The organism is Bacillus cereus group sp. N12 (genome assembly GCF_016483575.1).
Lineage (GTDB): Bacteria > Bacillota > Bacilli > Bacillales > Bacillaceae_G > Bacillus_A > Bacillus_A toyonensis.
Window position 1 is genome coordinate 35144 of sequence record NZ_JAEHBO010000016.1, and the last position, 13348, is coordinate 48491.

The window sequence follows — 13348 nt, forward strand, 5'->3', positions numbered from 1 at the left end:
TAGCAACATTGTCCTTAAATCGAATTCTTGTTATTAACCCGGGTAGTACATCCACAAAAATTGGTGTTTTTGATAATGAAAGACCTGTTTTAGAAGAAACAATTCGTCATGATGAAGAAAAGATTGGGAAATATAAACGAATTATCGACCAATATGAGTTTCGAAAAGAAACAATATTAGAAGTTTTACATTCTCACGGTATTAACATTTCAAAATTGAACGCTGTTTGTGGGCGTGGTGGATTACTTCGTCCAATAGAAGGCGGAACATACACAGTAAACGATGCGATGTTAGAAGATTTAAAAAATGGATTTAGCGGTCATCACGCTTCAAATCTTGGAGGCATTTTAGCATATGAAATCGCTTCTGGATTAAATATTCCAGCATTCATTGTGGATCCTGTCGTTGTAGATGAAATGGAACCGATTGCTCGTATAAGCGGTATTGCTGGTATGGAACGTAAAAGTATTTTCCATGCATTAAACCAAAAAGCAGTTGCTCGTAAAGTGGCTGTAGAATTAAACCACAAATACGAGGATTTAAATTTATTAGTTACACATATGGGCGGCGGTATTACAGTTGGTGCTCATAAAAAAGGAAAAGTTATCGATGTTAATAATGGCTTAAACGGAGAAGGACCATTTAGTCCAGAGCGTGCTGGTACAGTACCAGTAGGACAATTAGTTGAGATGTGTTTCTCTGGTGAGTATTACCGAGACGAAATGGTTAAAAAACTTGTCGGACAAGGTGGACTTGTAAGTCTTATCGGTACAAATGATGCAATTAAAGTAGAACAAATGGTTGAAAAAGGCGATCCTGAAGCAACTCTTATTTATAAAGCAATGGCATATCAAGTTGCGAAAGAGATTGGCGGAGCTAGTGCTGTACTTCACGGAAAAATCGATGCAATCGTATTAACTGGTGGACTTGCATACAGTAAAATACTTGTTGATGAAATAAAAGAACGAGTGGATTGGATTGCAGATGTTATCGTACATCCAGGGGAAGATGAGTTAGAAGCGTTAGCAGAAGGAGCACTTCGTGTATTACGTGAAGAAGAAGCGCCGAAAGAGTATGTGGTAAGAGAAAAACAAACAGTAGCTAGGGGTTGAGATAATGGCAAGAGAATATGATTTAGTCATCGTTGGCGGCGGTACAGGTGGATATGTTGCTGCAATTCGCGCATCACAACTAGGATTAAAAACAGCACTTGTTGAAAAAGAAAATCTTGGTGGTACTTGTTTGCATAAAGGATGTATTCCTAGTAAAGCTCTTTTACGTAGTGCGGAAGTATACGCAACTGCTAAAAAAAGCGAAGAGTTCGGAGTTATTGCAAGTAATGTAGAACTAAACTTTGCAAAAGTACAAGAGCGTAAAGAGAAGATTGTAACGCAGCTTCATAAAGGTGTTCAACATTTAATGAAACAAGGTAAAATTGATGTGTTTGAAGGTATTGGCCGTATTCTTGGCCCGTCTATTTTTTCTCCGATGCCAGGGACAATTTCAGTTGAACTTGCAAGTGGAGAAGAGAATGAAATGTTAATTCCAAAAAATGTACTTGTTGCAACGGGTTCTCGTCCAAATTCATTACCAGGTTTAGAGTTAGACGGAGAGTATGTAATGTCTTCAGATCATGCCCTAAAAATGGAAACGCTTCCTAGTTCGATCATTATCGTTGGTGGCGGTGTAATTGGTATTGAGTGGGCATCTATGCTTGCGGACTTCGGTGTAGAAGTTACAGTGTTAGAGTATGCGAAAACGATTTTACCACTAGAAGATCAGGACGTTTCAAAAGAAATGCAACGTCTGTTCAAGAAAAAAGGTATTAAAGTGGTGACTGGTGCAAAAGTATTACCAGAAACATTGGTAAAAGATAATGGAGTAACAATTCAAGCTGAACATAACGGTGAGAATAAAGAATTTAAAGCAGAAAAAATGCTTGTATCTGTAGGAAGACAAGCCAATACGCAAAATATTGGTTTAGAGAATACAGATATCGTTGTGGAAAAAGGATACATTCAAACAAATGAGTTTTATCAAACGAAAGAATCTCATATTTACGCAATTGGAGATGTAATCGGTGGTTTACAACTTGCTCACGTTGCTTCTCACGAAGGAATTGTTGCAGTAGAACATATTGCAGGGAAAGAAGTTACACCAATTGATTACTCAATGGTATCAAAATGCGTATATAGCAGTCCAGAAGTTGCTTCTGTCGGTTTAACAGAACAAGAAGCGAAAGAAAAAGGCTATAAGTTAAAAGTAGGTAAGTTCTCATTCCGCGCAATCGGAAAAGCGCTTGTATACGGAGAATCTGATGGTTTTGTAAAGCTTGTAGTTGATGAAGAAACAAATGACATTCTTGGTGTTCATATGATTGGACCACACGTAACAGATATGATTTCTGAAGCTGGTCTTGCAAGAGTACTTGATGCAACACCTTGGGAAGTAGCACATACAATTCATCCGCATCCATCATTATCTGAGGCGATTGGTGAAGCAGCACTTGCTGTAGATGGAAGAGCGTTACACGCATAAAAATGTGGATTTAGGAGGTTATGAAAAATGGCAGAAGTAAAAGAAAAGCGCCATGAAGAGCTTGGCTTAAGTGATGAGCAAGTATTAGAAATGTTCCGTACGATGTTACTTGCACGTAAAATTGACGAACGTATGTGGTTATTAAACCGTGCAGGTAAAATTCCATTCGTAATTTCTTGTCAAGGACAAGAGGCTGCACAAGTTGGAGCAGCGTTCGCTCTTGATAGAGAGAAAGATTATGCATTACCATACTACCGTGATATGGGTGTTGTACTAGCGTTTGGTATGACAGCTAAAGAGCTTATGTTGTCAGCTTTCGCGAAAGCTGGAGATCCAAACTCTGGTGGTCGTCAAATGCCTGGTCACTTCGGTCAAAAGAAAAATCGTATTGTGACAGGTTCATCTCCAGTAACAACACAAGTACCACATGCAGTTGGTATTGCGTTAGCTGGAAAAATGGAGAAGAAAGATTTAGTAACGTTCGTTACATTTGGAGAAGGTTCTTCAAACCAAGGTGACTTCCATGAAGGGGCAAACTTTGCTGGTGTACACAAACTACCTGTTATTTTCATGTGTGAAAATAACAAATATGCAATCTCTATTCCGGTTGAAAAACAATTAGCATGTAAAAACGTATCAGATCGTGCAATTGGTTATGGTATGCCTGGATATACAATAGACGGAAACGATCCGCTTGCAGTATATAAAGCTGTAAAAGAAGCAGCAGACCGCGGTCGACGTGGTGAAGGTCCAACTTTAATTGAAACAGTATCATATCGTTTAACAGCACATTCTAGTGACGATGATGATCGTGTTTATCGTGATAAAGAAGAAGTAGAAGAAGCAAAGAAAAAAGATTCAATTATAACATTTGCAGCTTATTTAAAAGAAGCTGGCGTGTTAACTGAGGAATTTGAAAAACAAATGTTAGACGAAATTATGCATATCGTAAATGAAGCAACAGAATATGCAGAAAATGCTCCGTATGCAGCACCTGAAGATGCATTGAAGCACGTATACGCAGAATAGGGGGGAACGTTTCATGGCTGTAATGTCTTATATTGATGCTATTACATTAGCAATGCGCGAAGAAATGGAACGCGATGAGAAAGTATTCGTTTTAGGAGAAGATGTTGGTAAAAAAGGTGGCGTGTTTAAAGCGACACACGGTTTATATGATCAATTTGGTGAAGATCGTGCACTTGATGCACCGCTTGCAGAATCTGCAATTGCTGGGGTAGCAATTGGTGCGGCAATGTATGGTATGCGCCCAATCGCTGAAATGCAGTTTGCTGATTTCATCATGCCAGCAGTAAACCAAATTGTTTCTGAGGCAGCAAAAATTCGTTATCGTTCTAACAATGATTGGACTTGTCCAGTTACAATTCGTGCGCCATTTGGCGGGGGGGTTCACGGTGCATTGTATCATTCACAATCTGTAGAAGCGATGTTTGCAAACCAACCAGGTTTAAAAATTGTTATCCCTTCTACACCATATGATGCAAAAGGCTTATTAAAAGCTGCAATTCGTGATGAAGATCCGGTACTATTCTTTGAGCATAAGCGTGCCTATCGCTTAATTAAAGGTGAAGTGCCAGAAGATGACTACGTATTACCAATCGGAAAAGCAGATGTAAAACGTGAAGGTGATGATATTACTGTTATCACTTACGGATTATGTGTTCACTTTGCTCTTCAAGCAGCTGAGAAGTTAGCGCAAGATGGCATTTCTGCACACATTCTTGATTTACGTACTGTGTATCCATTAGATAAAGAAGCAATCATTGAAGCTGCTTCTAAAACAGGTAAAGTTCTTCTTGTAACAGAAGATAATAAAGAAGGAAGCATTATGAGTGAAGTGGCGGCAATTATCGCTGAAAATTGTCTGTTTGATTTAGATGCACCAGTTGCACGTCTTGCAGGCCCAGATGTTCCAGCAATGCCATATGCACCAACAATGGAAAAATTCTTTATGGTAAATCCAGATAAAGTTGAAAAAGCAATGCGTGAACTTGCGGAATTTTAATCGGGGGGACTATACATGGCTGTAGAAAATATTACAATGCCTCAGCTCGGGGAGAGCGTTACAGAGGGCACAATTAGTAAATGGCTCGTTAATGTTGGCGATCACGTAAATAAGTATGATCCGCTTGCAGAAGTAATGACTGACAAAGTAAATGCAGAAGTACCATCTTCTTTCACTGGTATTGTGAAAGAGTTAATCGCTGGTGAAGGTGATACGTTAGCTGTAGGTGAAGTAGTTTGTGTCATTCAAGTAGAAGGCGCGGATGAAGTAGCAGCAACAGCTGTAGAAGAAAAAACAAAAGAAGAACCAAAGGCAGAAGTAACTACGCCTGAAAAAGCGCCGAAAGTAAAACAACCAACTGATGGAAAACCACGTTTTTCACCAGCGGTATTAAAACTTGCGGGCGAGCATAACGTTGATTTAGATTTAGTAGAAGGTACGGGAGCAAATGGTCGTATCACTCGTAAAGATATTTTAAAACTAGTGGAATCTGGAAACATTCCGCAAGTAGGTGCGAAAAAAGAGGAAGCTGTAGCAGTAGTAGAAGCGCGCCCAGAAGCACCAAAAGCAGCGCCAGTAGCGCAAAAAGTAGAAGCTGCGAAACCAGTTTCTGTACCGACAATGCCTGGCGATATCGAAATTCCAGTAACAGGTGTGCGTAAAGCAATTGCAGCGAATATGTTACGTAGTAAACATGAGGCGCCACACGCTTGGATGATGATTGAAGTAGATGTGACAAACCTTGTGTCATACCGTAATTCAATTAAAGGTGACTTTAAGAAGCGCGAAGGCTTTAACTTAACGTTCTTTGCTTTCTTCGTAAAAGCAGTAGCACAAGCGTTAAAAGAGTATCCTCAAATCAATTCTATGTGGGCTGGCGATAAAATCGTTCAGAAGAAAGATATTAACCTTTCTATCGCTGTTGCAACAGAGGAAGAACTATTTGTACCAGTAATTAAACACGCGGATGAGAAGACGATTAAAGGTATCGCTCGTGAAATTACAGAGCTTGCAGGAAAAGTACGTACGAAATCGTTAAAAGCGGACGAAATGCAAGGTGGAACATTTACAATTAATAACACAGGATCATTTGGTTCTGTTCAATCTATGGGTATTATTAATTACCCTCAAGCGGCTATTTTACAAGTTGAATCAATTGTAAAACGCCCAGTAATTATGGATAACGGTATGTTCGGTGCTCGTGACATGGTTAACTTATGTTTATCACTTGATCACCGTGTACTAGATGGCTTAATTTGTGGTAAGTTCTTAGGACGTGTAAAAGAAATTTTAGAAAATACGTCAGAAAATAATACATCTGTATATTAATAAAAAGCTCGCTTATGCGAGCTTTTTATCATCTTATTTCTTCATCTACAACCTACTATATGTATAATATCTTTCCCAGTAATCTTACAATGAACGATTATGTATTAGGAATTTATGAAAATACATTGCTGATATATGGTATATGGATATAAAATAAGAAAAGAATAATTTTTTTGGCAAATTTTACTGACGAAACTGTAGTATAATATATTGTATTGTATGAAAAAGAGAGTTATTCTATATAAGTGTTTTATAGATAATGTGTAATCAGTCGTCAAAACATGAAGAATGTTGACTCCTGGTTTTTTATTTTGCTGTAACAATGTTTCAGGAGGATGTCATGAAAAGAAGTACCGAGTTTCTAAAAAGTTTAGATGTAAAATTAATTTTAATTTTGTGTGCACTATGTGTTACGAGTATAGCTGCTATATATAGCAGTCAGCAAACTGGCCAATATGGAGAGGCAAACTTTGCGATGAAACAGGGTTTGAACTACATAATTGGGGTTGTATTGTTATTGCTTGTTGCAAGCATTGACCTAGATCAATTACAAAAATTGTCTTGGCCACTTTATATCGTTGGATTTGCTTCACTTATTCTTTTGAAAATACTACCAGTTTCCACTTTCACACCTGAAAAATTAGGTGCAAAAAGATGGTTTGTATTTCCGCTAGTTGGCCAAATTCAGCCGTCTGAGTTTTTCAAAATTTCATTGCTTCTCGTAGTAGCAAGTATAGCAGTGAAACATAATGCACAGTATATGGCAAGGACATTCCAAACGGACTTAAAATTAGTAGGTAAAATTGTGCTAGTATCCCTCCCGCCTATGGCTGTTGTATATAGCCAACCGGATACAGGGATGGTGTTCTTATATGCTGCTGCCATTGCATGTATTTTATTTATGTCAGGTATTCAGAAGAAATTGATAGCGTTATGTACAGTTATTCCAGTCACCATATTAACTACGTTAATATTTATTTACGTAAGGTATGAGGATTTCTTCTTTAATAAGTTAGTTACTTTACTAAAACCTCACCAACAATCACGTATTTTAGGTTGGTTAGATCCATTTGAACATACAGATCAAGGTTATCAAACGCAGCAATCGATTTTAGCTGTAGGTAGTGGCGGTATGGAAGGGAAAGGATTTGGCGAAGGGAACGTCTATATCCCTGAGAAGCATACTGACTTTATTTTCGCTACAATTGCCGAAGAAGGTGGATTTATCGTAGCAGCGTTAGTTGTGTTCTTGTTCCTATTACTACTATATAGAACAATTATTATTGGTTATTCTGCTGATAATTTATTCGGTACATTATTATGTGCTGGATCAATTGGGATATTAACGGTTCAAATATTCCAAAACATCGGTATGATCGTTGGATTAATGCCTGTAAAAGGGATTGCATTGCCTTTCTTATCGTATGGGGGAAGTTCCTTGTTCTCGAATATGATTATGATGGGTCTCATATTATCGGTACGGAAAACGTATAAAAAATATATGTTTTCAGTTAAGTAAAAAAGCTAGTTCGTGTAAAAACGAACTAGCTTTTTTACATATATGCTCTTAAACGTTGCAAACTAAAACAGACTAGCAGTTTGAGATGGGGTGCGAATGATGCATATGCATATTTTTGAAGGGGCACGGCACCTTTCAAATATGGAATGGGTTGTACGGGCTATAATAGCATACGTATTTTTAATATTAGTTACGAAAGCGATGGGGCAAAGATCTATCGCACAACTTCGTTTTTTAGATGTTGTATTAGTGCTATTGCTTGGTGGGAATATTTCTAACGCATTGTCTGATGAAAAAGTAGGGTTACTCGGTTCGATGATTACAACGTTCATACTCGTTGTACTTCATATTATAAGCTCAGTTTTAATGCTGAAATGGGATAGATGGAGACGTTTTTTAGAGCCAGCACCTATCATTCTTATACACAATGGTTCCATTGATTTTAGCAATTTGAAAAAAGCGAGAATTACCGTGGAATATTTATTTTCGGAACTTCGTATGCGAAATGTGAGCGATATTCAAACAATCAAATTAGCATTATGGGAAGCGAACGGTGTCGTTTCTATATTTAGATATCCAGAATATGAAGCAGTTTCGCGACTTGATCTTAAAGTGGCGGGAAAAAAATCTCCAGTTTCTTTTGTATTAGTAAAGGATGGGAGGATTCAGAAAGATGTTCTTGCTTTATTAGGAAAAACAGAAGCGTGGGCGAGAGAATTTCTAGAGGAGAGTACAGAAGTCGAATCTATTATGTTAGCTACAGTAGATGAAGCACATAAAATAAATATTTTGTTAAAAAAATGAAAAATATACGCATTTTGTCGTTTCATACATATGATACAATAGTGTGGACAACGAAAAAGGAGGCGATACGATGGGATATGTAGAAGAATTACGAAAAATAGTTGGTCATCGCCCTTTAATTTTAGTTGGTGCTGTTGTACTCGTTATAAATGAACATGGAGATGTATTATTGCAACAACGAACAGAACCGTATGGAAAATGGGGGCTGCCTGGCGGGCTCATGGAGCTTGGTGAATCACCAGAAGAAACAGCTTACCGTGAAGTATATGAAGAGACAGGTATAGAAGTAAAGAACTTACGATTAATCAATGTGTTTTCTGGAGCGAACTACTTTACAAAATTAGCAAACGGTGATGAATTTCAATCTGTAACGACAGCCTATTATACGGATGAATACGAAGGACATTTTGTTATGAATAAAGAAGAGGCGGTTCAGCTTAAATTCTTTCCAGTAACGGAGCTACCTGACTATATTGTTGGATCGCATAAAAAAATGATTGTTGAATATATGAAAATTATGGAAATGAATATATAATAATGAAAGAAATATAAAAACACAGCTCTGGTCGGTAGTCCAGACGCATGATTTCATGTCAGTAACCTTCCCCTCCGGGATGTCCAATATTTCTAATTTTATTAAAGGAGGGGCTGTCAATGGATTTGACAGTATATCACGACGGTCAATTTTTTGTAGGAATTATTACGCATAAAGAAAAAGGGAAATTGTATGGAGCGAGGTATATTTTTGGAATGGAACCTTCAGACGAGGAAGTACTTATATTTGTGAATGGTCCAATGTTAGCATATTTCCAGCACGTTGCAAAATGTGGTGTGGACGTTAAAGAAAAACAGCGTCCAAAAAATATAAAACGTATCATACGAGAAGCGGCAAAAGAAGTAAATGTAAAACGTTTTACAAAGGCACAAGAAGCAATTAGTTTATCTTATGAACTGCATAAACAAGAACAGAAAGTGCAATCTAAAGAGAAACGGGAAGCTGAAAAGCAGAGAAAACGTTTTATAAAAGTACAAAAAGCAAAGCAAAAACATCGTGGTCATTGAGAAAAGGTGTTAGAGCAAGAGCTCTAACACCTTTTCTATGCTTAAATACAAGTAAACTTACTTGTATTTCATAAACATTAACTGGTAAGATACAAATAGGTAGATTTAGAGGAGGGAAAAGATTGATTAATTTTAACTTTTTTATGAATGATGTTGTTCGTCAAGCGCGTGAAGAGATCGTTTCTGCTGGATATACAGAATTAACGACACCAGAAGCAGTTGAAGAAGCGTTTAAAAGAAATGGTACAACACTTGTAATGGTAAACTCTGTATGTGGTTGTGCAGGTGGTATTGCTCGTCCTGCTGCTGCGCATTCCGTACATTATGATAAACGTCCTAACCATCTTGTAACGGTGTTTGCAGGTCAAGATAAAGAAGCAACAGCAAGAGCTCGTGAATATTTTGAAGGGTATCCACCTTCTTCTCCATCATTTGCTTTATTAAAAGATGGAAAAATTGTAACGATGGTAGAACGTCATGAAATTGAAGGTCATGAACCGATGCAAGTTATTGCGAAATTACAATCGTATTTTGAAGAGAATTGTGAAGAACTATAAATAAGTGAAAAAGCGGTACGCCCACGATTAAGTGGGTGTACCGCTTTTTTTATTAATTATACAAAACGATGGAATATACATCATCTTGTTTTGTTATGCAGTTTTTTATGCATTGAGAATGCTTTATTTAATGTTATTTTATTTATTTTTATTTTATATATTGCATAAAAATAAAACTGCTGATACAATACAAACATCGAATAAATATTCTATTAAACTTTTAAATATACATTATTAGGGGGAAGAAAGATGAAGAAGTTATTATCGATATCGTTTGCACTTATTTTAATTGTAAGTATGTTTAGTGCGTGTAGTAATGGGGACGTAAAAGAAGAAAAAGGAAATAAGAAAGTACTTGTAATGGGAACTTCAGCAGACTATAAACCTTATGAATATGTAGAAGCTTCAAAGAGTGATGAAATTATTGGCTTTGACATTGATATTGCAAAGTATATCGGAAAAGAACTTGGGTATGAAGTGAAAGTGAAAGATATGGATTTTGGTGGTTTATTAGCGTCTCTTAGCTCAGGAAAAGTTGATTTTGTAATGGCAGGTATGACGCCAACGGCAGAGCGTAAAAATAATGTAGATTTTACAGATATATATTTTGTTGCGAAAAACATGATTGTTTCTAAAAAGGATTCTAACATTAAATCAGTAGAAGATTTAAAAGGGAAAAAAGTAGGGGTACAAACAGGATCTATTCAAGAAGAGAAGGCGGCGGAATTTAAAAAACAAGTTGATTTCAAAGCTGAGGGACGTGACCGTATACCAGAAATTGTACAAGAAATTAAAGCGGGTCGTTTTGATGCGGCGATTTTAGAAGATACAGTAGCGAAAAATTATTTAGAGAAAATGAAAGATTTACAAGGAATTGAAATTAAAGAAGCACCAGAAGAAGTAGGAGCGGCAATTGCCCTTCCGAAAAACAGTGATAAAACAGCTGAATTTAATAAAGTGATTAAAAAAATGCAAGAAAACGGAGAAATGGATAAATTAGTGAAGAAGTGGTTTGGCAGCGGAAAATAAGCTGCCTTTCACTTTTCTGTGAAGGGAATGAAAAGAATGAACTTGGATTTTTCAGCGATTACGCCTTCGATACCGTATATATTAAAAGGGCTAGAAGTTACTTTGAAAATTGTAGCAGTATCAGCTTTAGCAGGATTTATTTTAGGAACGTTATTAGCACTTTGTAAGATTGCTAGAATACGAGCATTAAATATAGCGGCAGATCTTTATACATCAATTTTCCGTGGTACACCACTTGTATTGCAATTAATGATTATTTATTTCGGTGTCCCGCAAATAATTGGTTATGAGATACCAGCCTTTTTAGCGGCTGTACTAGCATTTAGTTTGAATTCAGGTGCATATATGTCAGAAGTCATCCGTGCCGGCATTCAAGCGGTTGATAAAGGACAAACAGAAGCAGCGATGGCCTTAGGAATTCCATATGGAAAAATGATGCGAAATATTATTTTTCCCCAAGCTTTAAAAAATATATTACCGGCACTTGTAAACGAGTTTGCGACGCTTACGAAAGAGTCGGCTGTAGTAACAGTAATAGGTGCGACGGATTTAATGCGCCGCGCTTACATTGTAGGCGGTGAAACGTTTAAATATCTTGAGCCGCTACTATTTGTTGGTCTGATCTACTATACGCTAGTCATTATTCTTACATTAGTCGGGAAGGCAATTGAAGGGAGAATGAAAAAAAGTGATTAAAATTGAAAACCTTCATAAATCATTCGGGAAAAACGAAGTATTAAAAGGCATTACAACAACGATTGAAAAAGGGGAAGTAGTTGCAATTATCGGACCGTCCGGATCAGGGAAATCAACATTTTTACGCTGTATGAATTTGTTAGAAGCACCAACAAATGGTCACATTTGGATTGGAACGGAAGAAGTAACGAATCCGAAAACGAATATAATGCACGTTCGTGAAAATGTAGGAATGGTATTTCAGCATTTTCACCTATTCCCTCATATGACTGTATTAAAAAATATTACGTATGCTCCTATCAATGTAAAAGGAGTAACGAAACAAGAGTCTGAAAAGAAAGCCGAGAAACTTTTAGAAAAAGTAGGCTTGTTAAATAAAAAAGATACGTATCCGAATCGCCTTTCAGGGGGACAAAAGCAACGTGTAGCGATAGCGAGAGCGTTAGCGATGGAACCGGAAGTAATGTTATTTGATGAACCGACATCTGCTCTAGATCCAGAGATGGTGAAGGAAGTGCTAGAAGTTATGAAATCATTAGTGACGACAGGAATGACGATGGCTATCGTTACACATGAAATGGGATTTGCAAAAGAGGTGGCAGATCGCGTTCTTTTCTTAGACGGAGGAAACCTTGTAGAAGACAGTCCGCCAGCACAATTTTTTGCAGCACCAAAAAGTGAACGTGCGCAACAATTTTTACAAAAAATATTGTAATATGAAAAGGTTATGTGAATAATAAGTAGAAAAGGATGACATTGTGTCATCCTTTTTTTATACTAACTGTAAATACGTTTATACATATAGGAGTAATGATATGTTTAAAATTGGATACCGTACAGTAAAAACAGCAATAGGGACAGGAGCGGCAGTTTTTATTGCTCAGTTATTAGGGTTAGAATTTTATAGTTCAGCAGGTATTTTAGTTATATTATGTGTACAAAATACGAAGCGTAAATCACTTCAAGTATCGGTACATCGATTTTTAGCTTGTGTATTATCAATGGTATTCGCATTTTGCATTTTTGAAACAATTGGCTATACCCCACTTGCAATTAGCGTATTATTACTTACATTTATTCCGACTGCAGTTATGTTGAAAATTCAAGAAGGCATCGTCACGAGTTCAGTTATTGTTATGCATCTATATTCATTGAAACACATTACATGGCTTATAGTTGGAAATGAAATTGCTATATTAACGATAGGAATTAGTGTGGCGTTATTAGTGAACATGTATATGCCAAGTAGTGAAAATAAGCTAAGAGAGTATCGGAATAAAATAGAAAGTAATTTTAAAACGATATTGTTTGAAATGGTTGTGTATTTACGAAATCGAGAAAGTAGTTGGAGCGGGGCAGAACTCATTGAAACCGAGAATATGCTAAATGAAGCAAGAGATTTATCTTTTAAGAAGCTTGAGAATGCATTTATGCGCGAAGATGATTATTACTATCGTTACTTTAATATGCGCATGCAACAATTCGAAATTTTAGAGCGAATGATACCATTGGCAGCCTCTTTATCGTGGACATATGAACAAGCTGATATGATTGCCGATGTTGTTGAAAATATTGGGAATGCAATTAGCCCTGAAAGTACAGGTGTTATTTCCTTAAGGCAGCTTCAAGAAATGAGAGAATTGTTTAGAGAAATGCCGTTACCAGTCACACGTGAAGAATTTGAAATACGTGCAAAACTTGTTCAACTTGTATATGAAATGGAGCAATATTTACTCATTAAAAGTCGCTTTAAGGGAAAGGATAATATAAAAGAACTTATATAGAAGG

General features: G+C 36.9%; 14 protein-coding genes. All 14 read left to right on the forward strand.

Annotated features, from left to right (window positions below; all coding sequences use genetic code 11):
- Positions 1–8: 8 nt before the first annotated feature.
- Entirely contained in the window at positions 9–1112 is a 1104-nt protein-coding gene (buk, locus tag JDS92_RS11000) for a butyrate kinase (RefSeq protein WP_000056190.1), read from the forward strand.
- A gap of 4 nt (positions 1113–1116) precedes the next feature.
- On the forward strand, positions 1117–2538 hold the full coding sequence (gene lpdA, locus JDS92_RS11005; protein WP_000090439.1) for a dihydrolipoyl dehydrogenase: 1422 nt from the start codon (positions 1117–1119) through the stop codon (positions 2536–2538).
- Positions 2539–2565: 27 nt separating this feature from the next.
- Positions 2566–3567, forward strand: a complete 1002-nt coding sequence (bfmBAA, locus tag JDS92_RS11010) for a 3-methyl-2-oxobutanoate dehydrogenase subunit alpha (protein ID WP_000852549.1) — start codon at positions 2566–2568, stop codon at positions 3565–3567.
- A 13-nt stretch (positions 3568–3580) separates the two neighbouring features.
- On the forward strand, positions 3581–4564 hold the full coding sequence (gene bfmBAB, locus JDS92_RS11015) for a 3-methyl-2-oxobutanoate dehydrogenase subunit beta (protein ID WP_000290072.1): 984 nt from the start codon (positions 3581–3583) through the stop codon (positions 4562–4564).
- Between the two features lie 15 nt (positions 4565–4579).
- Entirely contained in the window at positions 4580–5893 is a 1314-nt protein-coding gene (locus tag JDS92_RS11020) for a dihydrolipoamide acetyltransferase family protein (protein WP_000257667.1), read from the forward strand.
- A gap of 340 nt (positions 5894–6233) precedes the next feature.
- Positions 6234–7412, forward strand: coding sequence for an FtsW/RodA/SpoVE family cell cycle protein (locus tag JDS92_RS11025; RefSeq protein ID WP_000831187.1), 1179 nt, complete (start codon positions 6234–6236; stop codon positions 7410–7412).
- Between the two features lie 99 nt (positions 7413–7511).
- Positions 7512–8216, forward strand: coding sequence for a DUF421 domain-containing protein (locus JDS92_RS11030; protein WP_000550952.1), 705 nt, complete (start codon positions 7512–7514; stop codon positions 8214–8216).
- Between the two features lie 70 nt (positions 8217–8286).
- The gene (locus tag JDS92_RS11035) at positions 8287–8751 is read left to right on the forward strand and encodes an NUDIX hydrolase (RefSeq protein WP_000542539.1); all 465 of its coding nucleotides are present in this window, start codon (positions 8287–8289) and stop codon (positions 8749–8751) included.
- Positions 8752–8870: 119 nt separating this feature from the next.
- Positions 8871–9278, forward strand: a complete 408-nt coding sequence (locus JDS92_RS11040; RefSeq protein WP_002044836.1) for a YjdF family protein — start codon at positions 8871–8873, stop codon at positions 9276–9278.
- Positions 9279–9421: 143 nt separating this feature from the next.
- A complete protein-coding gene (locus tag JDS92_RS11045; RefSeq protein WP_001979317.1) occupies positions 9422–9835 on the forward strand; it encodes a BrxA/BrxB family bacilliredoxin in 414 nt (137 codons plus the stop codon).
- 249 nt (positions 9836–10084) lie between these two features.
- The gene (locus tag JDS92_RS11050) at positions 10085–10864 is read left to right on the forward strand and encodes a transporter substrate-binding domain-containing protein (protein WP_000735464.1); all 780 of its coding nucleotides are present in this window, start codon (positions 10085–10087) and stop codon (positions 10862–10864) included.
- A gap of 36 nt (positions 10865–10900) precedes the next feature.
- Entirely contained in the window at positions 10901–11560 is a 660-nt protein-coding gene (locus tag JDS92_RS11055) for an amino acid ABC transporter permease (RefSeq protein ID WP_001046918.1), read from the forward strand.
- Positions 11553–12275, forward strand: coding sequence for an amino acid ABC transporter ATP-binding protein (locus JDS92_RS11060; RefSeq protein WP_199631925.1), 723 nt, complete (start codon positions 11553–11555; stop codon positions 12273–12275). Before JDS92_RS11055 ends, JDS92_RS11060 begins: the two co-directional genes overlap by 8 nt.
- Before the next feature lie 100 nt (positions 12276–12375).
- Entirely contained in the window at positions 12376–13344 is a 969-nt protein-coding gene (locus JDS92_RS11065) for an aromatic acid exporter family protein (protein WP_000472694.1), read from the forward strand.
- Positions 13345–13348: the final 4 nt, after the last annotated feature.